A 24312-nucleotide genomic window follows, 5' to 3' on the forward strand; every position below is an offset into this window, starting at 1 on the left:
GTCGTTCCCCCCCCCCCCCCCCCCCCCCCCGCCGCCCCCCCCCCCCCCCCCCCCCCCCCCCCCCCCCCCCCCCCCCCCCCCCCCCCCCCCCCCCCCCCCCCCCCCCCCCCCCCCCCCCCGCGTTGTTAGCGTCGATTCCATGGATCCCGTGGGTGAAAAAGCGATACGTGCCTCTTTTGTGAACTGCTCGAAGGGGGAAGCGAGCAGGCTCCATCTGCCCGCGGGCCTGGCCGACCTGCCGTGGGCGGACCTGGACTTCTTGGGGTGGCGCGATCCCGGGGCGCCGGACCGGAGCTACCTGGTCGCGCCGCGCGGCGACGCCCTGGTCGGGGTGACGCTGCGGGTGCCGCAGGGCGTACGGCGCTCCTTCACCAAGACGACGGTGTGCTCGGTGTGCCTGACCGGCCACCCGGGGTCCGGTGTCGCCCTGCTCGCCGCGCGCCGGGCGGGCCCGGCGGGGCGGCAGGGCAACACCGTGGGGACGTACCTCTGCGCCGATCTGGCGTGTTCGCTCTACGTCCGGGGACGCAAGCGCTCCCAGCTCGCCGGGCGGCACGAGGAGACGCTGCCGCTGGACGAGCGGATCGCCCGCACCGTACGGAATCTGGACGCCTTCTTGGACAAGGTGCTGGAGGGGGAGGCCTCGGCCCTCACAGGCCGTGCCGGGTGAGGAAGGCGTCGATGAGGCCCTGCTACTCCTGTGGGCGCTCGACCATCGGCAGACGGCCGGTGGCCGTCTCGGCGTACTCGGCGCCGGGGACGAGGGCGCCGGTCCCGGCGGCACGAGCCCGGCACGCCAGGGGCGCGGGCCCAACGGAACCCGTACGAGCGCTTGCCACCAGCCACCCGCCGGACAGATCCTCGTGTGCACGCCGTTCGGGGGAACGGCGGGGACGCAGGGGGCTGATGTGCTGCGAGTGCACTTCACCGGACAGGATCTGGCGCGTACGACAGTGGCCGACGGAGCCGACCCGCTCTGGGAGACGGCCCTGAGTCTGCACGCCCTGCGGGAGAGCCGTACCGAGCCCGCGCTGGCGGCCTGGCGGCAGCATGCGGTGCGGCACGGCCCGGGCCCGCTGCGGACCCTTATGCCGCTGGTGCCCCGGCACGGATACTTCCCGGACTTCCTCACGCCGTTCGCCGCGCAGGACGGCGTCGAACCCGGGCTGGAGGCCGTGATGAGCACCTCGCGCACGCGGCTGCGGGCCGAGTTGACGCTGCTGTCCGGCCATCGGGCGCTGCCGGGGTGGGCGCGCCGGATCGCGGCGGGGGAGCCGGCCGCGCTGCGGCACCTCGCGCGGAGCCTGCGCACGTACCACCATCTGGCGATCGCGCCGAGCTGGCCGCGGATCGCCCAACACGTGGGCGCGGACCGGGCGTTGCGGGCGCATGCGCTGGCGCAGTCCGGGGCGCAGGCGATGCTGCGGACGTTCGGGCCGGTGATGCGGTGGCGGCCACCGGTGCTGGAGGTCGACTACCCGGTGGAACGGGAGCTGCGTCTGGAGGGGCGGGGGCTGGTGTTCGTCCCGTCGTACTTCTGCCGGGACGAGCCGGTGGCGCTGGTCGACGAGGAGCTGCCGCCGGTGCTGGTGTATCCGGCGGGGGCACCGGAGCACGCCGAAGGGCCCCGCTTCCGGCTGTACGGAAGCGAGGCCCTCGGCAACGTACCGGCGCTCATCGGCGTCCGGGACCCGGCCCGGATCGCCGCGGGGGTCAGAAGCGGCGGGTGATCAGCGCGCGCTTGACTTCCTGGATCGCCTTGGTGACCTCGATACCGCGCGGGCAGGCGTCCGTGCAGTTGAAGGTCGTCCGGCAGCGCCAGACGCCGTCCTTGTCGTTGAGGATCTCCAGCCGCTGCTCGCCGCCCTCGTCACGCGAGTCGAAGATGAAGCGGTGCGCGTTGACGATCGCCGCCGGGCCGAAGTACTGGCCGTCGTTCCAGAACACCGGGCACGAGGACGTGCAGGCGGCGCACAGGATGCACTTGGTGGTGTCGTCGAAGCGCTCGCGGTCCTCGGGGGACTGCAGGCGCTCACGGGTCGGCTCGTTGCCCGTCGTGATCAGGAAGGGCATCACATCGCGGTACGCCTGGAAGAAGGGCTCCATGTCGACGACAAGGTCCTTCATCACGGTCAGGCCCTTGATGGCCTCCACCGTGATCGGCTTCTCCGGGTTGATGTCCTTGATCAGCGTCTTGCAGGCCAGACGGTTGCGGCCGTTGATCCGCATGGCGTCCGAACCGCAGATGCCGTGGGCGCAGGAGCGGCGGAAGGTCAGCGAACCGTCCTGCTCCCACTTGATCTTGTGGAGGGCGTCCAGGACGCGCTCCTTGGGGTCGATCTCCAGCTGGAAGTCCTGCCAGCTGGCCTCCTCGGAGACCTCCGGGTTGAACCGGCGGATCCGGAAGGTGACGGTGATGTACGGGGAGTCGGCGAAGCCGGGCTCGGGCTGGCCGGCCTCGGCCGCCTTGTCCAGGGTCGGGGTTGCCATCAGTACTTACGCTCCATCGGCTGGTAGCGGGTCTGCACGACCGGCTTGTAGTCGAGGCGGATCGACTCGGCGCCGTCTGCGCCCACCTCGCGGTACGCCATGGTGTGCCGCATGAAGTTGACGTCGTCGCGGTTGGGGTAGTCCTCGCGGTAGTGACCGCCGCGGGACTCCTTGCGGGCCAGCGCGGAGACCGCCATGACCTCGGCCAGCTCGAGCAGGTTGCCCAGCTCGACGGCCTCCAGCAGGTCGGTGTTGAACCGCTTGCCCTTGTCCTGGATGGACACGTTCTGGTAGCGCTCGCGCAGCTCGCCGATCTTCTCGACCGCGGTCTTGATCGTCTGCTCGGTGCGGAACACCATCACGTTGGCGTCCATGCACTCCTGGAGCTCCTTGCGGATCTCGGTGACCCGCTCGGTGCCGGTGGAGTCACGGAGCCGCTCGACCAGGTCGACGACCTGCTGTGCCGGGTCCTCGGGCAGCTCGACGAAGTCGGCCGTGGCCGAGTACTCCGCCGCCGCGATACCGGCCCGGCGGCCGAACACGTTGATGTCCAGCAGCGAGTTGGTGCCCAGGCGGTTGGCGCCGTGCACGGAGACGCAGGCGACCTCGCCGGCGGCGTACAGGCCCGGGACGACGGTGGTGTTGTCGGCCAGCACCTCGCCCTCGACGTTGGTCGGGATGCCGCCCATGGCGTAGTGCGCGGTCGGCTGGATCGGGATCGGGTCCGTGTAGGGCTCGATACCGAGGTAGGTCCGCGCGAACTCGGTGATGTCCGGGAGCTTGGCGTCCAGCTGCTCCGGCGGCAGGTGGGTGAGGTCCAGGTAGACGTGGTCGCCCTCGGGACCGCAGCCGCGACCCTCACGGATCTCGGTGTAGATCGAGCGGGAGACGACGTCACGCGAGGCGAGGTCCTTCATGACCGGCGCGTACTTCTCCATGAAGCGCTCGCCGTCCTTGTTGCGGAGGATGCCGCCCTCACCACGGGCGCCCTCCGTCAGCAGGATGCCCATCCGCCAGATGCCCGTCGGGTGGAACTGGAAGAACTCCATGTCCTCCAGCGGCAGCCCGCGGCGGTAGCAGGCCGCCTGGCCGTCGCCGGTGAGGGTGTGCGCGTTGGAGGTCACCTTGAAGAACTTGCCGGTGCCGCCGGAGGCGTAGATGACCGACTTCGCCTGGAAGACATGGATCTCGCCGGTGGCCAGTTCGTAGGCGACGACGCCCGCGGACTTCTTGATGCCGTCTTCCTCGACGATCAGCTGGTCGAGGACGTAGAACTCGTTGAAGAACTCCACACCCTCCTTGACGCAGTTCTGATACAGCGTCTGGAGGATCATGTGGCCGGTGCGGTCGCCCGAGTAGCAGGCACGGCGGACCGGGGCCTCGCCGTGGTTGCGGGAGTGACCGCCGAAGCGGCGCTGGTCGATCTCACCCTTGGGGGTGCGGCCGAACGGCAGGCCCATCTTCTCCAGGTCGAGGACCGCGTCGATGGCCTCCTTCGCCAGGATCTCGGCGGCGTCCTGGTCGACCAGGTAGTCGCCACCCTTGATCGTGTCGAAGGTGTGCCACTCCCAGTTGTCCTCCTCGACGTTCGCGAGGGCGGCGGCCATACCGCCCTGGGCGGCGCCGGTGTGGGAGCGGGTCGGGTAGAGCTTCGTCAGGACCGCGGTGCGGCTGCGCTTGGTCGACTCGATGGCCGCGCGCATCCCCGCGCCGCCGGCGCCGACGATGACGGTGTCGTACTTGTGGATCTGCATGGTTCCAGTCAGCCCCGGCTTCAGGAGATGTTCGGGTCGAAGGTGAAGATCACCAGCGTGCCCAGAAGGACGGTGAACACCGTCGCGGTGTACAGCAGCATCTTCAGCCAGAAGCGGGTGTTGTCCCGCTGCGCGTAGTCGTTGATGACGGTGCGCAGGCCGTTGGCGCCGTGCAGCATGGCCAGCCACAGCATCAGCAGGTCCCAGACCTGCCAGAAGGGCGAGGCCCAGCGGCCGGCGACGAAGGCGAAGCCGATCTTGGAGACGCCGCCGTCGAGGACGAGCTGGATCAGCAGGTGACCCAGGACCAGGACGACCAGCACGATGCCGGACAGCCGCATGAACAGCCACGCCTGCATCTCGAAGTTGCCTCGGGACGCGCTACCGGTCTTGTTGGTGCGCTTGCGCGGTGCCTCGATGACGGGAGCGGGGTTGTCCACGTCGTAGAGCGAGACGCCGTCGGTCGCGCCCGCCGCGGTGGCACCTGCGGAGGTGGTTTCAGCAGACATCTCGCGTCAGCTCCCGAACAGCGTGCGCAGGGTGTGCTGCAGCACGGGGTAGAAGGCACCGGCCATCAGCACGACCCAGACGCCGACGACGGTCCACAGCATCTGCTTCTGGTACTTCGGGCCCTTGGCCCAGAAGTCCACGGCGATGACCCGCAGACCGTTGAGCGCGTGGAAGAGGATGGCGGCCACCAGGCCGTACTCCATCACATTGACGATCGGCGTCTTGTAGGTCGCAACGACGTTGTCGTAGGCCTCGGGGGAGACACGTACGAGAGCGGTGTCGAGGACGTGAACGAACAGGAAGAAGAAGATGAGGACGCCGGTGACTCGATGAGCCACCCAGGACCACATGCCTTCCCGGCCGCGGTACAGCGTTCCAGCCGGCACGGAAGAACCCTCCGGGAGCGGGGACTAGGGCCGCGCCGGCTTCTCTGTCGGTCGGGCCCGGCCGGGTACGGTCCACCGGCCGCTCGTCATCGTATCGACGAGCTGTCGGTTCCTCGCGCGGGGGTCCTTAGGTGTGATCAAACAGGCACCAACGGGCTATCACACAAGGACGAAGCCGACTTTGCCGGGCGTACGGCCCGATTCTCCGGGCCCGGGGCGCCTGGGGAGGGTCGGCCCGGTCCGCGGCGGCGCGCCCGGGGCCGCCGCTCAGGCCGCCAGCCGGGCCAGTCGGCCGCGGGCCAGTCGGCGCAGCTCGTGCGCGGTGACCGCGCGTTCCCCGGCCGGGTCGTTGTCCAGCCGGGCGCGCAGGGCGCACAGGACCTCGTCGAGCAGTTCGTGCTCGCGCAGGCCGTCCAGGCAGATCACCAGGACGTGGCCGAAGCGCCGCTCGTACTCGGCGTGCGCGGCGCGCAGTGCGGTGTGGGCGGCGAGCATGCCGGGGCCGCGCGCGGCGGTCAGCGGCAGCGGGGGGCGGGACTCGCCGGCGAGCGCCTCGTCCAGGTCGGCCGCCGCGAGGTCGTCGCAGGCCTGGTCGCAGGCGGCGAGCAGGGACGCGGTGTCGGCGTACGGGCGGTGGGCGGCGACCCGCTCGGCCCAGCGGCGGCTGTGGCAGCAGCCGAGCAGCACGGTCAGCGCGTCGTCGCAGGTCAGCGCGTTGAGCCGGGCCAGTCCCCGGGCCGCTGGGCGGGCCAGGGCGGTGCCGCTCGCCTGGGCGGGTATGCCGCACCACGGCGACCGCGGGGGGTGCAGCGTCGTCGGCCGGGCGGCCGGGGTGTCTCCGGACAGCGTGGGCTCCTCGGACGGATGCGAACGGATCACTTCGACGGGTGCGGGGCGGGCGGCTGACGGAAGCTGGGGGAGCGGACCGGAGCCGGGACGCGCGTGGCCGCGGCGGCGGGTGTGGCGGTGGTGTGTGTGGCATGACACCGCGGCGGTGCCCGGCGGTTCCAGGAGAGCCCTGGGAAAGGGGTGACGAACAAGTGAGCGCCACGCTAACGATGCTTCTCGGCCACTGTCCGACGGATGCGCGAATTTCACCCGGACGGGAGAGCTTGCGCGGGTTCGGTGGACGACCGGCTCCGTACACCTGGCAATGCCTTCGCCCCGAAAAGTGAGGATTGCACGATGTCAAACCCGAAGCGGCCGCCACGCGCCGCGCTCCCGGCCGTGGCGCTCACCGGTGCGCTGCTGCTCACCGGCTGCTCCGGCACCGCGGACACCGAAGCGCCCGGCAGCACCAGCGCCAAGGTCAACCCTGAGGCGGCCGCCACCCCGACGTGGGCACCGGTGACCGGAACACCGCAGGTCGTCCCCGCCGTACGCGAGTTCCGCCGGGCCGACGGGCGCGGCTGGCGCCCGACACGGCAGGCCCGGGTGGTGGTCCCGGCCGGAGAGCACAGCAATGTCGCCGACGAGGCGCAGCTGATGGCCCGCGACCTCGGGGGACTGGACGTCGTCTACGGCGACAAGACGATCCGGCCCGGCGACATCGAGGTGAAGGCGACGGGGAAGAGCACCGCCGACAACGTGCCGGTCCAGGGCACGGCCGACGAGGCCTACACCCTCACCGCCCGCGGTGCCCGGCTCACTCTGACGGCCCCCACCGACGCCGGAATCTTCTACGGCACCCGCACCGTGAAGCAGGCCGTGCGCGCCGCCGGCGGGCTCCCCGAGGGCACCATCGAGGACCGGCCGGACCGTCCGCAGCGCGGGATGTCGCTGGACAACGCCCGCAAGCCCTTCAGTCAGGACTGGATCGAGGCGCGCCTGCGGGAGATCGCCGACCTCAAGCTCAACCAGTTCCAGCTGCACTTCTCCGACGACCAGGGCTTCCGCATCCAGAGCGACACCCACCCCGAGGTCGTCTCGGCGGACCACCTCACCAAGGCGCAGGTACGCCAGATCATCAGGCTCGCCCGCAGCCTGCACATCTCCGTCGTCCCGGAGCTGGACTCGCCCGGCCATCTGGGCGCCGTGCTGGAGCACCATCAGGATCTGCTGCTGCGCAAGGCGTCGGGCACGGTGGTCCCGGGTGCGATCGACATCTCCAACCCCAAGGCGGCCCCGCTGATCGACTCGCTGCTGAGGGAGATGAGCGACCTGTTCACCAACCCCAAGGGCGCCCCCGCCTACTGGCACCTGGGCGGCGACGAGTACCAGGCGCTGCTGTCCTCCACGCCGTCGACCACGTATCCGCAGCTCACCCGGGCCGCACAGGAGAAGTACGGAGCGGGCGGCACCATCAAGGACCTGGCGACCGGCTGGCTCAACGACCGGCAGAAGACCGTCGAGGCGCAGGGCAAGAACCGGATCGAGGCCTGGAACGACGGATTCTTCTCCAGCGCGGCGGTGAGCGCCGACAAGAACCGGATGGTCGACTACTGGACCGGCAAGGAGCTGGGACAGCGCGACCCGGCGGTCTTCCTGCGCGAGGGCCGCAACGTCATGAACTTCAACGACGAGTTCCTCTACTACGTCCTCGGCGAGCCCAACCAGTTCTTCTACCCGACCGGCCAACGGATCTACGAGAGCTGGACCCCGCGGGTGCTCCGCAAGACCCAGCCGGTCTCGGTGCCCGCGAGCATGACCGGCCCGGACCGGATCCCCGGCGCGCGCTTCGCGATCTGGTGCGACCAGTCCCAGGCGCAGACGGCACAGCAGGTGGCCGCCGGGATCCGGCTGCCGCTGGCGGCGCTGGCACAGAAGACCTGGGACCCGCGGACCCCCGACCTGTCCTGGTCGCAGTTCAAGGCCCTGGCCAACCGGGTGTCGGAGTCGCCCCGGTAAGAAACGGGTGAGAGAAACGAGGACGGCCGGGGCCGCCACCCTCCCCATACGGGGTGACGTTGTCCGCGACGGCGGGCGGTGAATTCGGCGCCAGGTTCCGTGGCGGCCTGGGCCCACGAGGACGGCCGGGGCCGCCACCCTCCCCATACGGGGGCACGTTGTCCGCGACGGCGGGTGGTGAATTCGGCGCCGGGTTCCGTGACGGCCTGGGCTCACGAGGACGGCCGGGGCCGCCACCCCCCACAGGAGAGGCCCCGACCGTCGTTCGTGAAGGGCCGTGACGGCCCTCTATTCCGTACAGCGCCAGAAGGCGCGAAAGCGTCACACGCGGTGCGGGCCGGGGTACGGCCAGTGGTCTGGACGCGGGCCCGGCCAGGCCCGTAACGTGCGGATCCGCGCCGAATGGCGTGCTGGTCGCGCCGCCGGGGCGGCCGAAAGAAGCCGTCCTTCCCGGGAGCCGCAGATGGAGCCGTGCGCACGCTTCACCGGTGCGTCGGCCGCCGTGTGCTCCTCGGCCCGCACTTCGGCCGGCGGGGGCACCGCCGCCGGCCCGGGTTCGGCGCCGGTGGGCGCACGGGTTACGGTCAGCGGGAACAGCGGGGTTACCCGGGGTTCCCGACCTGCCCTGACCTGGCGTGGGCGGTAGCCGGCGACCGGGCCGGACGAAGTAGCGGCAAAGCAGCAAGGACCGGGCGGCGGACATTCCACGTGCGACAGGATGGACCCGTGCGAGGGGACGACATTCAGCCGGACGACCGTCGGCTGACGGTGGCCGTGCAGGCGGCGCAGGACGGCGACGAGGCGGCGTTCCGTACCGTCTACCGTGCCGTACATCCCCGACTTCTGGGATATGTACGGACGTTGGTGAGCGAAGCGGACGTCGAGGACGTCACCTCCGAGGCCTGGCTGCAGATAACCCGTGACCTCTCCCGCTTCAGCGGCGACGCCGACCGCTTCCGCGGCTGGGCCGCCCGTATTGCCCGCAATCGTGCGCTCGACCACATCAGGATGCGCGGCCGGCGCCCGGCGATCGGCGGCGACGAGAGCGAACTGGCCGACACCCCCGGGGCGTCCGACACCGCGGGCGAGGCGATGGAAGCCCTCGGCACCGGCCGGACCATGCGCCTGATAGCCCGCCTGCCGCAGGACCAGGCCGAGGCCGTGGTGCTGCGGGTGGTGGTCGGACTGGACGCCAAGAGCACCGCGCAGGTGCTCGGCAAACGACCCGGGGCGGTGCGCACCGCGGCGCACCGCGGACTGCGCCGGCTCGCCGAGCTGATCGGCGACCCGCCGGACGGCGGCCCCGGGGGCGGTGACGGCGCCGACGCCGGCGGCGCGCAGGACAGTGCCGACGCGGGCGAGGACGCCCCGTCCCCCAGGCCCGCGCGAGGCTCGCGCAAAGGCGGCGGGACGATCGACGGAGTGCCCGTGCAGGGCCGAAGACGCCGCAACGGCGTGGCGGAATCGTACGTACCAGGTGTGACGGAAACGGCCGCACGAACGCAGAAGGACATGTGATGGCCGACGACCGGTACAACTGGCTCGACAAGGATGCCGCGGAGCACTTGCTGCGCGGTGAACCGGTCGGTGCCCGGCACGGCGACGGCGCACACGAACTGGAACAGCTGCTTCAGGCCGCCGCGGCGGTCGGCGCCAAGGCGTCCGGGCCCGCCCCGCTGCCGGGTGAAGAGGCCGCCGTCACGGCGTTCCGCCGGGCCGCCGCCGGCTCGCGCGGCCGCGGCGCCACCGGCCCGTCCACGGCCGTACGCGGCGCACGCGCCACCGGCGTCGCCGAACGCCCCTGGGTCGTCCGCCCCTTCCGGCGCGGCTTCGTCGTGGCCCTCGCCGCCTGTGCCCTCGGCGGCGTCGCCGTCGCGGCCGGCACCGGCGTACTGCACAGCCCGTTCCGCAGCAGCGACGACCCCGAGCCGGCCTCCACGGTCTCCGCCGTCGAAACGCCCGGCCCGTTCGACACCCGCGAGCCCGGCGCGCAGACGGACGGCACGACGGAGCGGACCCCCGACCCCTCGTCCGGCGGGAAGACCGCCGGCCCCGACGGGAGCCCGACCCCCGGCAGCAGCCGCGGCGCGACCCCGGGCCCCGGCAAGGAAAAGCCCGACGACCGCGGCCACGACCAGGAGCCGGGCGACGACGGCAACGACGGGTCCAAGAGCAGCGGCAAGAAGAATCTTTTGCTCAGCCTCTGCCGGGACTACGAATCCGGCAAGAACCGCCAGATGGACCGCGAGACCGTGCAGCGGCTGGAACGCAAGGCCGGCGGTCCGGAGAAGGTGCACGTCTTCTGCCGCGCCTACCTGGACCGGTACCACAGCGGCGGCGGCTCGGGTGACAACGATGGCTTCGGTGGCGGGTCGGCGAGCGGCGGCGGCTCCGGCGGCGACGAGGACGACGACGACCACCACCCCTCCCAGTCACCCGCCACCACCCCCGCCCCCGGCGCCTCCACCCCGGCACCCGGGCCCTCGTCGTCCGTCGTGCAACCGCGCAGCGCCACGCCGAGTGCCACGGTCACCGGCCAGGTGTGACGTTTTTCGGACCGGTGACGCAGTACTGAGTGAAGCCGACTGGTCATCGGCTGCGCGAGGAGCCGGGGTTCCCCCCGTACCTACGGCTCAGCGCATATGGCGCGGGCGGGGCACGTTCCCCCGGCCCTGCCCGCGCCCTTCTCTTCCCCTCCCCGCGCGGGCCCGGCCCGCCGGGAACTCGCTGCTCTAGCGGTAGACGACGACCTTCGTCCCCTTCCCCACCTCGCCGAACAGCGCGGCGATCTTCGCCTTGTCCCGTACGTTGACGCAGCCGTGCGAGGCGCCGGTGTAGCCGCGGGCGGCGAAGTCCGCGGAGTAGTGGACCGCCTGGCCGCCGCTGAAGAACATCGCGTACGGCATGGCCGTGTGGTAGATCGTCGAGACGTGCCGGCGGCTCTTGAACGTGATGTGGAAGGTGCCCTCGCGGGTCGGGGTGTACTGGGAGCCGAAGCGGACGTCCATCGCCGAGGCGATCTTTCCGTCGACGACCCAGGCGAGGGTGTTCGACCGCTTGCTGATGCAGATCACCCGGCCCTTCATGCAGCGCCGGTCCACCACGCCGACCGGCCTGGTGGTGGGCGGGTGGAGCTCCAGCCGCGTCGGCTGACGGGTGCGGGCGCGCAGGGCGCTCCAGGCCGCGGACTGCACGGCGCCCGTACGGGGCAGGCCCCGCTGCTTTTGGAAGGCGCGGACCGCGGCGGTGGTCAGCGACCCGTAATAGCCGGTCGGGGTGTGGGCGAAGAGCCCCAGCTGGGCCAGTCGCGCCTGCAGTTCGCGGACCCGCGAGCCCTGTGAGCCGGACGCCATGACCGGCCGGGGAGCGGAGTGGGTGGCACGCGGCGGTGGCGGGGTGTGCCGGCCGAGTGGCGGCGGGGCGGGGGTGGTGGGGGCATGGTGGGCTCCCTTGCCGTCCGGCGCGCCGGTCTTGTTGACCGTCACCGGCCGGCAGCCCACCGCGAGCGCCGCCACCAGCAGCACCGCGGCCGTCGCCGGCACCGTCCGTCTTCCGCTGCTCCGCGTCATCCGCCACCCCCGGATCCCGGCGACCCCTGATCGGCCACCGGAGAGGCTTCCCAGCGCTGCGGCGTGGCGAACCTGAGGGCATGCTGAGAGCAAGGCGTAGAACAACGGGTAATACATGGCGTAAGAGCGGATAACGGTCAACCGGCGGGAAGGCGTACGTCCATGGCGCAGGAATCGGGCGGTGTCCGGTACAACGAGAGCGGTCTGCCCATCGAGCCCGTGTACGGGCCGCAGGCGCTGGCGGGCTGGGACCCCGAGCAGCGGCTCGGGGCACCCGGCGACTACCCCTTCACCCGTGGCGTGTATCCGTCGATGTACACCGGACGGCCCTGGACGATGCGGCAGTACGCGGGCTTCGGCACGGCCAGGGAGTCCAATGCCCGCTACCGGCAGCTGATCGCCCACGGCACGACGGGGCTGTCGGTCGCCTTCGACCTGCCCACCCAGATGGGCCACGACTCCGACACCCCGATCGCCGCCGGCGAGGTCGGCAAGGTCGGGGTGGCCATCGACTCCGTCGAGGACATGCGGGTGCTGTTCGGCGGGATCCCGCTGGACAGGGTGTCCACCTCGATGACGATCAACGCACCGGCGGCGCTGCTGCTGCTCCTCTACCAACTGGTCGGCGAGGAAGAAGGGGTGACGGCACATCAGCTCAAGGGGACGATCCAGAACGACGTGCTGAAGGAGTACATCGCACGCGGGACGTACATCTTCCCGCCGCAGCCCTCGCTGCGGCTGATCGCCGACATCTTCCAGTACTGCCGGGCCGAGATCCCCCAGTGGAACACCATCTCGATCTCCGGCTACCACATGGCCGAGGCCGGCGCCTCGCCCGCGCAGGAGATCGCCTTCACGCTCGCCAACGGCATCGAGTACGTACGGACCGCCGTGGCTGCCGGAATGGACGTGGACGACTTCGCGCCGCGGCTGTCGTTCTTCTTCGTCTCGCGGACGACGCTGCTGGAAGAGGTCGCCAAGTTCCGTGCCGCGCGCAGGATCTGGGCCCGTGTCATGCGGGAGGAGTTCGGCGCGCGGAACCCCAAGTCGCAGATGCTGCGGTTCCATACGCAGACCGCGGGGGTGCAGCTCACCGCCCAGCAGCCGGAGGTGAACCTCGCCCGGGTCACCGTCCAGGCGCTGGCCGCGGTACTCGGCGGCACCCAGTCGCTGCACACCAACTCCTTCGACGAGGCCATCGCGCTGCCCACGGACAAGTCGGCCCGGCTGGCACTGCGCACCCAGCAGGTGCTCGCGTACGAGACCGATGTGACCGCCACCGTCGATCCGTTCGCCGGCTCCTATGCCGTGGAGTCGATGACGGACGAGCTGGAAGAGGCGGCGGTCGCGCTGATGCAGCGGGTCGAGGAGCTGGGCGGTGCGGTGGCCGCCATCGAACGGGGCTTCCAGAAGGACGAGATCGAGCGCAACGCGTACCGGATCGCGCAGGAGACGGACGCCGGTGAACGGGTGGTGGTCGGCGTCAACCGCTTCCAGCTGGACGAGGAGGAACCCTACGAGCCGCTGCGGGTCGACCCGGCGATCGAGTCCCAGCAGATCGAGCGGCTGGCGCAGCTCCGCTCCCGCCGCAACCGCCGCACGGTGACCGGCGCCCTGGACGACCTGCGCAAGGCCGCCGAGGGCACGGACAACGTCCTGCCCCCGATGCGGGAGGCGTTGCGGGCGAGGGCGACGGTGGGCGAGGTGTGTGACGCGCTGCGGAACGTCTGGGGCACCTATGTGCCGACCGACGCGTTCTGAGCCCGCACGCGTCGGGGTGTGGTCGGTGGCTCCGGGGCTCCCCGACCCGACCGCACGCCGGGCCTGGGTCACACTGATGTCATGTCGTCACCCCGCCGCGCGTGCCCCGTCTGCACCCGAGAGATCGCCGTCGTCGGCGGCCGCTTCGCCCGCCATGACCCTCCGGGCCGCCGCACGGGACTGGAGCTGATCTCCTGCCCCGGCTCCCGGAAGATCGCCCCCTTGATGGCCCCCGCGGAACGCCTCTTCGATCCTGAGGAACCGCCGTTTCCTGGCCAGCAACCGTTGTTTTAGCCCCACGTTTTCGGCTTTCCCGCCGTGGGGGTTTTTCGCCGTTGCGCCTGCGGCGGGCGGTTGTTTGTCGGGTGCGGTGACAGCCCTACGGACTTCGTCCTACGGTCTGTCCCCTCCCGTGCGTGGGTGGAAGACAGGCCGGTGGGGGCACACCTGATTCGTCGACTACCGGCACACGAGGGCTGACGTTCGCCCCCGCCGGTCTTCTCTCCCCCCACTCACGGGAGGGGGCGGACCGCAGGACGGAGTCCGGAGGGGCGCACCCGCTGCCGTAAACGCCCCGCGCAGTGGCACCAGCCCGCCGCAGGCGCAACGGCGCGAAAGCCAGACAAGTCGGCCGCAGCAAAGCGCAGCGGAGGGGCCCGCCGCAGGCGCAACGGCGAGAAACCACCGCGGCGGGCCAGCCGACAACGTGGGAAGCCAGCCAAGCGCAAGCGTCACGGCGCCAGGACGTCCAGTTCCGCCATCGCCCCCGCCGTGATCTCGCGCGTCAATCGTTCCGCGCGGTCCGCGTCGCCCGTGCGGACCGCCTCCGCGACCTGGACGTGGAGGGTGACCGCGGCCGGGTCGGGGTCGGTGAACATCACGTGGTGCTGGGTGCGGCCGGTCAGGACGGCGGCGACGACATCGGCGAGGCGGGCGAACATCTCGTTGCCGGAGGCGGTGAGGATCACCCGGTGGAAGGCCATGTCGTGGACGAGGTAGGCGTCGAGTTGCTGGCCGCGTGAGGTGGCGACCATGCCCATGGCGTGTTCGGTGAGTTCGGCGCACTGGGCGGGTGTGGCGTGCTGGGCGGCGAGCCCGGCGGCGACCGGTTCGACGGCAGAGCGGAGCACGGTCAGTGAACGCAGCTGGCGGGCGCGGTCGCGGCCGGCCAGCCGCCAGCCGATGACCCGCGGGTCGTAGACGTTCCACTCCTCGGTGGGCCGGACGGTCACCCCCACCCGGCGCCGGGAGGCGACCAGTTGCATGGATTCCAGTACCCGGATCGCCTCGCGAATGACCGTGCGCGAGACGTCGAAGCGCTGCTCCAGTTCGTCCGTGCGCAGGATCGTGCCCGGAGGGTAGTCGCCCGCGGTGATCGCGGGTCCGAGGGACTCCAGCACACGCGCGTGCAGCCCCTTCCCCTCGTTTTCCATGGGGCAAGCCTACGTTCCCGCACTCCGGCCAATTAAGTATGACGTTTGCATCACAGGGGCTTGAATACGTCGTACCTAATGGGTTTCAGTGGGGGCGCACGAGGTCAAGGAAGACAGCGAGGTAACACGGGATGAGCACGCCCGACGCCACCCGCGACGTCATCGTCGTGATGGGTGTGGCCGGTACCGGCAAGACCACGATCGGCCCGCTGGTGGCCGCCGAGCTGGGCGTGCCGTACGCCGAGGGCGACGACTTCCATCCGCCGGCCAACATCGCCAAGATGTCGGCGGGCATCCCGCTGGACGACGACGACCGGGGCCCCTGGCTCGACGCGATCGGCCGCTGGGCGCACGGCCGGGCCGGGCAGGGCGGGGTCGTCAGCAGCTCCGCGCTCAAGCGCGCCTACCGCGACCGGCTGCGCGCCGCCGCCCCCGGAATCGTCTTTCTGCACCTCACCGGCGAGCGCGCGCTGGTCGAGGCGCGGATGGCCGAGCGCACGGGCCACTTCATGCCGGCCGCGCTCCTGGACTCCCAGTTCGCCACGCTCGAACCGCTCGGGCCGGACGAGGCGGGCGTCGCCGTGGACGTCTCCGGTACCCCGCAGCAGATCGCCGGGCGGTCGGCGGCCGCGCTGCGCGCCGCCGCGCCTGCCGGATAGCACCGGGCCCCGCCCGGACCCGCACCACCACCCCCCGCTCCCCCCGTACGTCCAAGCAAGGGAATCGCCGTGACACATCTCAGCGTGGAGATGCTCGCAGCGGACGCGACCGAGCCGATCACCTCGGCCGGTCACGCACAGCTGGGCATCGCCGTCCTGGCCGGCATAGCCGTCATCGTCCTGCTCATCTCCAGGTTCAAGCTGCATGCCTTCCTGTCGCTGATCATCGGCTCGCTGGTGCTCGGCGCGGTGGCCGGTGCGCCGCTCGACAAGGCCATCGCGAGCTTCTCCGCCGGGCTGGGGACGACGGTCGCGGGCACGGGCGTGCTGATCGCGCTCGGCGCCGTCCTGGGCAAGCTGCTCGCCGACTCCGGTGGCGCCGACCAGATCGTGGACACGATCCTGGCGAGGGCGGGCGGCCGTGCCATGCCCTGGGCGATGGTGCTGATCGCCGGGATCGTCGGACTGCCGATCTTCTTCGAGGTCGGCATCGTGCTGCTGATCCCCGTGGTGCTGCTGGTCGCCCGGCGCGGCAATTTCTCGCTGATGCGGATCGGCATCCCGGCACTGGCCGGACTCTCCGTCATGCACGGGCTGATTCCGCCGCACCCCGGTCCGCTGGTGGCGGTCGACGCGGTCGGCGCGAACCTCGGGATCACCCTCGCGCTCGGTGTCGTGGTCGCCGTCCCGACCGCGATCATCGCCGGTCCGGTCTTCTCCCGGTACGCGGCCCGGTGGGTGGACATCCACCCGCCGGAGCAGATGCTCCACACTCCCGGGGATGCCCCGGTCGGGCGCACCGGTGACGGCCCTCAGAAGCGGCCGGGCTTCGGGATCACCGTCGCCACCGTGCTGCTGCCGGTCGTGATGATGCTGGCCAAGGCGCTGGTGGACATCGTCGTCGACGATCCCGAGCACACCGTCCAGAGGGTCTTCGACGTCGTCGGCTCGCCGCTGATCGCGCTGCTGACCGCCGTCGTCGTCGCGATGTTCACGCTCGGGCGGGCGGCCGGCTTCACCCGCGGCAGGACCGCCGCCACGGTCGAGCGGTCGCTCGCCCCGATCGCCGGTGTGCTGCTGATCGTCGGTGCGGGCGGCGGCTTCAAGCAGACGCTGGTGGACGCCGGCGTCGGCCAGATGATCCTGGACGTCTCCAAGGGCTGGCACCTCTCCACGCTGCTGCTGGCCTGGCTGATCGCGGTCGCCATCCGGCTCGCGACCGGCTCCGCGACGGTGGCCACCATCTCCGCCTCCGGGCTGGTCGCTCCGCTCGCCGCGGAGTTGAGCACCACGCACGGCGCGCTGCTGGTGCTGGCGATCGGCGCCGGCTCGCTCTTCTTCAGCCATGTCAACGACGCCGGCTTCTGGCTGGTCAAGGAGTACTTCGGCATGGACGTCGGCCAGACGCTGAAGACCTGGTCGGTGATGGAGACGCTGATCTCGGTCGTCGGGATCGTCTGCGTGCTGCTGCTCTCCCTGGTCCTGTAGGGCGGACACCGCCCCGGGCGCCCCACCCCCCTCAGGCGCCCGTTCCCGGCACGAGGCCGTACCGGCGGAGATTCCCGCGGGTACGGCCTCGTGCGCATGACGGGGTCAGGCGGCGGGCTGTGCGGCGCCGACGTACGACGCCAGGGCCGCGGTCAGCTGCGCGGTGGCGTCCCCGGCCGGTGCGGCGAGGGCGAGATAGCCGTCCGGGCGGATCAGGAACACGGTGGGGTCGGCGCCGTACGCGTCGCGGACGTGGCCGTCGGTGTCGACCAGGTCGGGCGACGGGCCGCCCACGCGGACGACGCGCAGCAGGTCCGGGTCGGCCGGCAGCGCGTCGGCGTCCAGGCCGGTGTCGCCCAGCGTCAGCACGGTGAAGTGCGGGCCCCGGTAGGCCTCGAAGAGTCGGGTGGGCTTTCCGTCGGCGGTGTGGCACGGGGCGTCGGGGGCGCGGTCGCCGGCGCCGAGTGCGTCCTGGTCCAGGCCCGTGCGCAGCTCCCGGGTCAGCGGGCTGTCGGGGTAGCCGAGGTCGAGCTGGTGCAGGTCCCGGCCGCGGCGCATCTCGCCGGAGCGGTGCAGCCGGGTGCTGGTCTGGAGGATGTGCGCGGCTATCGGGCGGCGCTCGGCCTCGTAGCTGTCCAGGAGGGTGTCGGGGGCGCCGTGGCGCAGCACCTGGCCGAGCTTCCAGCCGAGGTTGTAGGCGTCCTGGACGCTGGTGTTCAGGCCCTGGCCGCCGGCCGGGGAGTGGATGTGGGCCGCGTCGCCGGCCAGGAAGACCCGGCCCTCGCGGTAGGAGTCGGCCATCCCGGCCTTGGGGCGGTAGACGGAGGCCCAGATGACCTCGCCGATCTGCTCGACGGCCAGGTGGGTGTGCCGGGCGAGCGCGGCGCGTACGGCCTCGGGCGCGGTGTCGGGCTGCTCGGTGAACGCGGCCGTGAGGGTCTGGAAGTAGTCGGTGCCGACGAGGGGGAGGGCCGCCGCGAAGCCGCCGTTCGGCAGCTGCCAGCGGTGCCAGTGGTCCCGGTCGAGGCCGTCGATCCGGACGTCGGCGAGCAGCGCCGCGCCGGGCTCCAGCTCCGGGCCGCTCATCTTCGTGCCCAGGGCCCGGCGGACGGTGCTGCGTCCGCCGTCGGCGGCGACGAGGTAGCGGGCGTGTACGGTGCGCGCTTCGCCGCCGGGGCCCCGGAGTTCGGCCGTCACCGCGTCCGAGTCCTGGCTGAACGCGGTGAGTTCGGTACCGAAGAGCACCTGGCCGTCGAGCTCCCACAGCCGCTCGTGCAGCAGCTCCACGTTGCGGAACTGCGGCAGCATCAGGGCGTTGGAGTGGGGCGCGGAGGGCGTCGGGTCGACCCGCTCGATCATGTCGTGGACCTGGGTGATCCGGCCGTTCTCCCAGAGCGCCATCTGCGGGTAGCGCCCGCCGGCCGCCCGTGCGGCGTCCAGCAGGCCGAGGTCCTCGTAGACCTCCTGGGTGCGCGGCTGCACTCCGGTGCCGCGGGCACCGAGGGAGAGGTGGTCCTGCCGCTCGACGATCAGGGCGCGCACCCCGCGGCGGGCGAGGTCGATGCCGAGGGCGAGGCCGGTCGGGCCCGCTCCGGAGACGAGCACGTCGACGTCGGTAACACCGGCACTGTCCTTAACGTTGTTAAGTTCCATGGCTGGGAGGATGCCCTTAACGGTGTTAAGTTGTCAACATGGTTTCGCGTATCGATCGCCGACAGGTCGTGGACACCGCCCTGCGGCTGCTGAACGAGGTGGGTCTCGACGGGCTCACGCTGCGCCGGATCGCCAAGGAGCTGAACGTCCAGGCACCCGCCCTCTACTGGCACTTCAAGAACAAGCAGGAGCTGCTGGACGAGATGGCCACCGAGATGCTGCGCCGGATGACCGCGCCGCTGATCGGGCCGGACGGCGACGCGGCGGGGATGGGCGACACCTGGCAGGAGGCGCTGCTGACCACCTGCCGCAGGCTCCGACGGGAACTGCTCGGCTACCGCGACGGCGGCAAGGTCTTCAGCGGGACGCGGATGACCGACGAGAGCTACGCACTGCCGCTGCAGAACCTGTTGGGCCGGCTCACCCAGACGGGCATCCCGCTGGGCACGGCGGCGCGGGCCTGGTGGACCGCGTACAACTTCACCATCGGGCTGGTCATCGAGGAGCAGTCGGTCTACCCGGAGCCGGGCGAGCCGGAGGCCCGCGGGCCGGAGAGCCGCGACCCGGCCTACGACCTGCAGCGCCGCGAGCAGCAGCTCGGTGCGCGCTATCCGCTCGCGGCGCAGGCGGGCCAGGAGATGTTCGGCGACCTGGAGCGCAGCTTCGAGGACGGGCTGCGGTTCATCGTCGCGGGGATCGAGGCGACGGCCGCCGGTGGCTAGCGGAGCGTCTCCGCCCGCCGGGGATCGATCGCCCGCTTGAGCCGTGGCGTCAGCGGACGCTCGACGAAGCGGTGCAGCAGCCAGGCCAGCAGCAGCATCAGGCCCACGGTCAGCGGCAGCGTCGCGTACGACGGCAGGCCGAGGGTGCGGTGCAGGGCACCGACGACGACCCAGCCCAGGTGCTCGTGGACGAGGTAGAAGGGGTAGGTGAGCGCGCCGGCGACGGTCAGCCAGCGCCAGTCCGCCCAGCGGAACCTGCCCAGGGCGACGGCGCCGACCAGGACGAAGCCGACGGTGACGACCGCGACGATGCCGGCCGTCGAGCGGTAGGAGAACGCGGTGGCCGACGGCGCGTGCCACAGTCCCGCGACCGCGTAGTGCTGCCCGATCAGCCAGCTGACCAGCACTATCGCCCAGGCGATCGGATCGCGGGCGCCGTAGCGGTGCAGGAGGTACAGACCGATGCCGCCGATGAAGAAGGGCGCGTACTGGGGCATCAGGACGGTGTCGAGGAACGGCTCGTGGGCCGCCTGCGCGAGCGCGGCCGCCAGCGTCCAGCCGGCGCAGAACAGCACGACGCGGCCGCGGGTGGCGCCCGGCAGGACGACGCAGAGCGCGAAGAGGGCGTAGAAGCGCATCTCCGCCCAGAGGGTCCAGCACACGCCCAGGACCCGGTGGACGCCCAGCGGCTGCTGCAGCATGGTCAGATTCGTCAGCACCTCGCTGGGCGGGAGCGCCTTGTAGGCGACCCAGGGGAGCGCGAAGACCGCGGTGACCAGGAGGATCGCCGCCCAGTACGCCGGATAGAGCCGGGAGATCCGGCCGGCGACGAACGCGCGCAGGCTGCGGCCCCAGCCGCTGAGGCAGATCACAAAGCCGCTGATCACGAAGAAGATCTGCACGCCCAGGCAGCCGTAGGCGAACAGCGGTGCCGCGGTGGGGAACTGGTGGGCGGGGGAGTCGCCCCAGGCCCGGGCTATCTCGCCGCCGCGCCCCGCGTAGTGGTATCCGGCGACCATCAGGGCGGCCAGCAGCCGCAGCCCGTCGAGGGCGCGCAGCCGCGACGGTCCGCCGCGGCTGCGCACGCGTATGACGGGCTGCGGCGCGGGGGCACCGCGGTCCGGTGCGGGGGCGGGCGCACCGGCCGTCAGCTGGGGGGTGGTCATCCGAACGCGGCCCGCTTCTTCAGCCGCCGCTGTACCGCCCGCGCGCTGCGCGCGACCCTGCGGACGGTGGCGTTGCGCGGGATGAACGCCAGCTGGGACGGGATCGCGCCGGGCAGCGCCAGCGCGGTCAGCCGCCGGCGCTTGAAGTAGCGCCAGGTGACCTGGTCGAGGTGGGCGGCGAGATAGCGTTCGGCGGCCGGGCGCAGCTGCGGATGGATCTGGTGCTGCATCGCATAGCCCACCGCGGTGAGCAGCCCCTCGATCTCCTGGGGGGCGGCCGGTGTGCGGGGCCCGCCGTCCGCGCCGCGCTCGTCGAGGCCCGGCACCAGGGCGTCCACGAGCGTGACCGGGATGCGATTGCTGTTCTGATACGGCGTCAGGCGCTCCAGCAGCAGACCGGTGCCGGTGCGGGCGGTGTCCAGACCGTAGAAGGTGGCCGCGGTCAGCAGCGCGGTGGAGAAGCAGCCGACCACCAGCGCGGGCCGCACCCGCTGGTAGAGCACCTCGGCCAGGACCGGGCTGTCCAGCACCGTCAGCGCGATGTCCAGCTTCTCGGCCTCCCGCTCCAGCATCCGCGACCAGCGGGCCGGCGCGGACGGGTGCGGTTTGAAGACGATCTCGCGGTGGCCGCGCTCGGCGGCGCCGCGCACCATCCGCACATGCAGCTGCTCCTCCTCCTCGGGCGGGAGGATGCCGAGCGCGGAGAGGTACTGGCCCAGCAGCAGCGCGGCGCCCTCGGGGACGTCCAACGGGCCGCTGGCGTCGGAGATTTCGCCGAGCACCTTGGTGAAGGCGTCGGTGGGCACGGTCTGCGGCTCGACGCCGAACTCGGTCAGCAGCAGCGGCGTCAGCCCCGGCACCAGGTCCAGGTGCAGCAGCCGGTCGATCCGGGTGCCGACCAGTGGGTCGAGCTTGTTGCGGGTGGGGCCGTAGCTCATCAGGCCGTCGGCGTAGACGTCGATGGGCGCGTCGGGGAACAGCTGGCAGATCGCCAGCGCCGGGTTGACCTGGATGGACTCCACGACCAGATGGATGTGGTCGTCGCCCAGGCCCCACAGCAGGCGCAGATACCGCTCCCACAGGGGGGCGTCGTCCGCGCGCGGGGACCAGCCGCCGGGGTGGAAGGGGCTGATCGTCTCGTTCCAGGACAGCACGCGGTCGAAGCGGCCGCGCAGCCGGTCGAAGCCGGGCATGGTGTCCAGCGACGCGGTGGTCTCCGGGGTCGTGGCGTTGTTGCTGAGCAGCAGCAGCCTGCGGTCGGCCGGTGCGAAGCAGTCGGCGTCCAGCGCGGCGGCGAGCGTCGCCGCGCCGTAGAGCGTGGACGCCACGAAGATCTGGGTACGCGGTCGGGTGGGCATCAGGCGGCGACCTCCGCCGGGACCGGGCGACGGCGCAGCCGCCGCAGCCGGGACGCGCGCTGTACATCCATCGAATCCAGGGCTTCCTTCAGTACGTCCTGCGGCATGCGTTTCATGGCCGCGGCGCTCATCGAGCGCAATTTACGGGCGACCTGCGGCTCGAATCGTTCGATCGAACCGAGATGGTGGGAAATGATCGCGCAATAGGTGCGCACCGCCTTGGGCAGCAGCACCTCCGCATCGCGATCTTGTGCGGTTTCCTCGATCACCTGGTCGAATGCGCGAATGAAGTCCAATTGGCGCACGTCGCCGATCTGTGTGAGCGAGGAGGCCACCCCGCGCCGGTAGAAAACGCCGAGCAGCCCGACCACCGCCATGGACCGCGCCTCGCGGTGCAGCCGCCAGATCCACGGCCGGTCCTCCGCGGTGCGCAGCCCGTCCCGGAAGTGCAGCACCCCGTCGTCCAGCAGCCGGCGGTGGTACATCCCGGCCCACGCGAAGGCGTAGTCGACGGAGGTGGAGCGGTCGGCGGGCAGGATGACGTCGCGCGGGTTCAGCACCACACCGCGCCGGCCGTGCGGCACGCGGTGCACGGTGCGGGCCCGCGCGGTGCACTGGACATGGTCGGTGCGCACGAAGTCACACCCCAACTCCTCTATAGAAGCCAGGAGTTCGGCGAAGTAGCCGGGGGCGAGCCAGTCGTCGCCGTCCAGGAACGTCAGATACTCGCCGCGGGCCGCGTCCAGACCCGTGTTGCGGGCGGTGGCCAGACCGCCGTTCTGCTCGTGCCGCAGCACTCTGGCGCCCGGCAGCTCGCGCTCGGCGCGCGCGAGGATCTGCGGGGTCTCGTCGCGCGAGCAGTCGTCGACGAGCAGGAATTCAAAGTCCTCACGGGCGTTCGCCGCCAGGCTTTTCAGGGTGTCGGGCGCGTATGTCTGCACGTTGTAAAACGGCACGATGACGGAGAGCTTAACCACCCGGGTGACGTTAGGTGCGGAGTCGGCATTCGTCTTTACGCGGTGCGGGCACCCAGGTGAACGAAGAATGGCGGGATGGTTAACCAGGCCGGTTATCGGGCCGGTTCGCCATTCGTCGACCCGCTGTTAACCCTTTGTTGCGGCCCAGTTGGCCCGCCAAACGGAATGCCTTCCTAGCGTCTTCGACGTGCCATCACGTACCACTTCTTCGCCGCGAGTCGCCGTGCTCGCCGACTCGGATACCCGATGGAAATGGGGCGCTTTGACAGCGTACCGGATCCAATCGGACATCCGACTCGACGGCTACCTGCTCCGCGGCCGCGCCACGCCCACGGTCCGCCAGCTCGACGAGGTCGGCGCCCGTGCGGACTCGCTGCGCGAAATCAGGGGAGTCGACTTCGTGCGGTCCATCGACCGCACGCGGTACGACGTCGTCGTGCTGGCCTGCGTGGGCGGCGCGGTGCAGGCGATGCTGCACGGCCTGGCCCGCGCCTGGGACACCGCTGAGCGCCGCCCCGTCGTCGTCACCGGCTATGTCGGCGTGGTCTACGAAAAGCTCGCCGACGGACTGCTGCTGCGGCACGGCGCGGACGTCGTGCTCGCCAACTCCCGGCACGACGCGGACCGTTTCCGCGAGGTCTACCGCGGCGTCGGCGCCGACGACGACAGCGTCGTCGAATGCGCCCTGCCGTTCCTCGGCGGCGACCGCTACACCGGCGAGGGCGACCCCTACACCGTGGTGTTCGCCGCCCAGCCCTCCGTCCCGGAGAGTCGCGCGGACCGAACGTACCTGCTGCGCCGGGCCGTTGAGCACGCCCGCAGGCACCCCGACCGCGAGGTGCTGATCAAGCTCCGCAGCAAGCCGGGCGAGCACACCACGCACATCGAGGAACTGCCCTACCAGAAGCTCGCCGCCAAGGCCCCCGGCGGACTGCCCGCCAACTGCCGCCTGGTGTACGGCAACATGGGCGAGGTCCTGGACCGCACCGACCTGATGGTGACGGTCAGCTCGACCGCCGCACTGGAGTCGCTGCACCGCGGTATCCCCACCGCCGTCCTCACCGACCTCGGCATCCGCGAGGCCCTCGGCAACCACCACTTCCTCGGCTCCGGCTGCCTGGCCTCCTGGGACGAGCTGGACGCCGGACACCGGCCGGAGCCCGACCGGGAGTGGCTGGCCCGCCAGGGTGTGGCTGCGGACGGTGCGTACGACAAGGCCTTCGACGCCGCCCGCGCCCGGGTCACCGAGCTGCGCGAGGCCGAGCAGCTGCCGGCGATCGCCCCGTACTACACCCCCCGCACCGCGCCCGGCTACCTCCCCGGCATCCTCGCCCGGCACGGCCTGGACCCGCAGGGCGAGCCGCTCCCCGGCTACGCCGATGCCCCCGAGGAGACCGGCGGACTGCGCCGGGTCGCCCGCGAGACCGTGCGCGAGGCCGCCCGCGGCGCCTACCGCCACGGCGTCCAGCGCGTCGCCCCCGCCATCCGCCGCTGGGGGCAGCTGTGACCGACCCCGGCGCGACCTCCCCTGTGACCTCC

At 71.6% G+C, this 24312-nt stretch carries 22 protein-coding genes; 11 read left to right on the forward strand and 11 right to left on the reverse strand.

Annotated features, from left to right (window positions below; all coding sequences use genetic code 11):
- Window positions 1-139: 139 nt before the first annotated feature.
- A complete protein-coding gene (locus tag ACZ5XZ_RS26115) occupies window positions 140-670 on the forward strand; it encodes an FBP domain-containing protein (RefSeq protein ID WP_468982105.1) in 531 nt (176 codons plus the stop codon).
- 238 nt (window positions 671-908) lie between these two features.
- A complete protein-coding gene (locus ACZ5XZ_RS26120) occupies window positions 909-1730 on the forward strand; it encodes a DUF5937 family protein (RefSeq protein WP_468982107.1) in 822 nt (273 codons plus the stop codon).
- Here ACZ5XZ_RS26120 and ACZ5XZ_RS26125 read toward each other — a convergent pair.
- From ACZ5XZ_RS26125 to ACZ5XZ_RS26145, 5 genes are all read right to left on the reverse strand, one after another.
- Window positions 1714-2490: a succinate dehydrogenase iron-sulfur subunit gene (locus ACZ5XZ_RS26125; protein ID WP_468982108.1), complete on the reverse strand. Its 777-nt coding sequence runs from the start codon at window positions 2488-2490 to the stop codon at window positions 1714-1716. The two genes, ACZ5XZ_RS26120 and ACZ5XZ_RS26125, sit on opposite strands and share 17 nt — an antisense overlap.
- Window positions 2490-4244, reverse strand: coding sequence for a succinate dehydrogenase flavoprotein subunit (gene sdhA, locus ACZ5XZ_RS26130; RefSeq protein ID WP_468982111.1), 1755 nt, complete (start codon window positions 4242-4244; stop codon window positions 2490-2492). The genes ACZ5XZ_RS26125 and sdhA overlap by 1 nt, the downstream gene beginning before the upstream one ends.
- A gap of 20 nt (window positions 4245-4264) precedes the next feature.
- On the reverse strand, window positions 4265-4753 hold the full coding sequence (locus ACZ5XZ_RS26135) for a succinate dehydrogenase hydrophobic membrane anchor subunit (protein WP_399148315.1): 489 nt from the start codon (window positions 4751-4753) through the stop codon (window positions 4265-4267).
- Between the two features lie 6 nt (window positions 4754-4759).
- The gene (gene sdhC, locus ACZ5XZ_RS26140) at window positions 4760-5140 is read right to left on the reverse strand and encodes a succinate dehydrogenase, cytochrome b556 subunit (protein WP_129250783.1); all 381 of its coding nucleotides are present in this window, start codon (window positions 5138-5140) and stop codon (window positions 4760-4762) included.
- A gap of 267 nt (window positions 5141-5407) precedes the next feature.
- On the reverse strand, window positions 5408-6019 hold the full coding sequence (locus tag ACZ5XZ_RS26145; RefSeq protein ID WP_468982113.1) for a 2-oxo-4-hydroxy-4-carboxy-5-ureidoimidazoline decarboxylase: 612 nt from the start codon (window positions 6017-6019) through the stop codon (window positions 5408-5410).
- Between the two features lie 306 nt (window positions 6020-6325).
- Between ACZ5XZ_RS26145 and ACZ5XZ_RS26150 the strand changes: the two genes are divergently transcribed.
- The 3 genes from ACZ5XZ_RS26150 to ACZ5XZ_RS26160 all read left to right on the forward strand — a co-directional run bounded on the left by ACZ5XZ_RS26150 (window position 6326) and on the right by ACZ5XZ_RS26160 (window position 10533).
- Window positions 6326-7987 (forward strand): beta-N-acetylhexosaminidase, encoded by a 1662-nt coding sequence (locus ACZ5XZ_RS26150; protein ID WP_468982115.1) that lies wholly within the window; start codon window positions 6326-6328, stop codon window positions 7985-7987.
- A gap of 726 nt (window positions 7988-8713) precedes the next feature.
- The gene (locus ACZ5XZ_RS26155; protein WP_468982118.1) at window positions 8714-9505 is read left to right on the forward strand and encodes an RNA polymerase sigma factor; all 792 of its coding nucleotides are present in this window, start codon (window positions 8714-8716) and stop codon (window positions 9503-9505) included.
- Window positions 9505-10533 carry a hypothetical protein gene (locus ACZ5XZ_RS26160; protein WP_468982120.1) on the forward strand — a complete coding sequence of 343 codons (1029 nt, stop codon included), beginning with the start codon at window positions 9505-9507 and terminating at the stop codon, window positions 10531-10533. Before ACZ5XZ_RS26155 ends, ACZ5XZ_RS26160 begins: the two co-directional genes overlap by 1 nt.
- A gap of 186 nt (window positions 10534-10719) precedes the next feature.
- Here ACZ5XZ_RS26160 and ACZ5XZ_RS26165 read toward each other — a convergent pair whose 3' ends face one another.
- The gene (locus ACZ5XZ_RS26165; RefSeq protein WP_468982122.1) at window positions 10720-11556 is read right to left on the reverse strand and encodes a L,D-transpeptidase family protein; all 837 of its coding nucleotides are present in this window, start codon (window positions 11554-11556) and stop codon (window positions 10720-10722) included.
- A gap of 162 nt (window positions 11557-11718) precedes the next feature.
- Here ACZ5XZ_RS26165 and ACZ5XZ_RS26170 point away from each other — a divergent pair, with 162 nt between their 5' ends.
- Window positions 11719-13317, forward strand: coding sequence for an acyl-CoA mutase large subunit family protein (locus ACZ5XZ_RS26170; protein WP_468982125.1), 1599 nt, complete (start codon window positions 11719-11721; stop codon window positions 13315-13317).
- A gap of 81 nt (window positions 13318-13398) precedes the next feature.
- The gene (locus tag ACZ5XZ_RS26175) at window positions 13399-13611 is read left to right on the forward strand and encodes a hypothetical protein (protein WP_384425488.1); all 213 of its coding nucleotides are present in this window, start codon (window positions 13399-13401) and stop codon (window positions 13609-13611) included.
- Between the two features lie 437 nt (window positions 13612-14048).
- Here ACZ5XZ_RS26175 and ACZ5XZ_RS26180 read toward each other — a convergent pair whose 3' ends face one another.
- Window positions 14049-14750 (reverse strand): FadR/GntR family transcriptional regulator, encoded by a 702-nt coding sequence (locus ACZ5XZ_RS26180; RefSeq protein WP_468982128.1) that lies wholly within the window; start codon window positions 14748-14750, stop codon window positions 14049-14051.
- 131 nt (window positions 14751-14881) lie between these two features.
- On the opposite strand from ACZ5XZ_RS26180, the gene ACZ5XZ_RS26185 reads away from it, so the two are divergent.
- Window positions 14882-15409: a gluconokinase gene (locus ACZ5XZ_RS26185; RefSeq protein WP_468982130.1), complete on the forward strand. Its 528-nt coding sequence runs from the start codon at window positions 14882-14884 to the stop codon at window positions 15407-15409.
- 69 nt (window positions 15410-15478) lie between these two features.
- Complete coding sequence (locus ACZ5XZ_RS26190; protein WP_468982132.1) at window positions 15479-16897, forward strand: GntT/GntP/DsdX family permease; 1419 nt, start codon at window positions 15479-15481, stop codon at window positions 16895-16897.
- A gap of 105 nt (window positions 16898-17002) precedes the next feature.
- On the opposite strand, the gene ACZ5XZ_RS26195 is transcribed toward ACZ5XZ_RS26190, so the two are convergent.
- Window positions 17003-18550 carry an FAD-dependent monooxygenase gene (locus ACZ5XZ_RS26195; protein ID WP_468982134.1) on the reverse strand — a complete coding sequence of 516 codons (1548 nt, stop codon included), beginning with the start codon at window positions 18548-18550 and terminating at the stop codon, window positions 17003-17005.
- A 38-nt stretch (window positions 18551-18588) separates the two neighbouring features.
- On the opposite strand from ACZ5XZ_RS26195, the gene ACZ5XZ_RS26200 reads away from it, so the two are divergent.
- A complete protein-coding gene (locus tag ACZ5XZ_RS26200; RefSeq protein ID WP_468982137.1) occupies window positions 18589-19272 on the forward strand; it encodes a TetR/AcrR family transcriptional regulator C-terminal domain-containing protein in 684 nt (227 codons plus the stop codon).
- On the opposite strand, the gene ACZ5XZ_RS26205 is transcribed toward ACZ5XZ_RS26200, so the two are convergent.
- From ACZ5XZ_RS26205 to ACZ5XZ_RS26215, 3 genes are read right to left on the reverse strand one after another with little or no spacing between them, the layout of a single operon-like run.
- Window positions 19269-20438 carry an acyltransferase family protein gene (locus tag ACZ5XZ_RS26205; RefSeq protein ID WP_468982138.1) on the reverse strand — a complete coding sequence of 390 codons (1170 nt, stop codon included), beginning with the start codon at window positions 20436-20438 and terminating at the stop codon, window positions 19269-19271. The two genes, ACZ5XZ_RS26200 and ACZ5XZ_RS26205, sit on opposite strands and share 4 nt — an antisense overlap.
- On the reverse strand, window positions 20435-21796 hold the full coding sequence (locus ACZ5XZ_RS26210; protein WP_468982140.1) for a polysialyltransferase family glycosyltransferase: 1362 nt from the start codon (window positions 21794-21796) through the stop codon (window positions 20435-20437). Before ACZ5XZ_RS26210 ends, ACZ5XZ_RS26205 begins: the two co-directional genes overlap by 4 nt.
- Window positions 21796-22773 (reverse strand): glycosyltransferase family 2 protein, encoded by a 978-nt coding sequence (locus tag ACZ5XZ_RS26215; RefSeq protein WP_468982142.1) that lies wholly within the window; start codon window positions 22771-22773, stop codon window positions 21796-21798. The genes ACZ5XZ_RS26210 and ACZ5XZ_RS26215 overlap by 1 nt, the downstream gene beginning before the upstream one ends.
- Window positions 22774-22996: 223 nt before the next feature.
- Here ACZ5XZ_RS26215 and ACZ5XZ_RS26220 point away from each other — a divergent pair, with 223 nt between their 5' ends.
- Entirely contained in the window at window positions 22997-24280 is a 1284-nt protein-coding gene (locus ACZ5XZ_RS26220) for a DUF6716 putative glycosyltransferase (RefSeq protein WP_468982166.1), read from the forward strand.
- The last annotated feature ends 32 nt before the right edge of the window (window positions 24281-24312 follow it).

This window comes from Streptomyces sp. NPDC033270, from assembly GCF_055576575.1.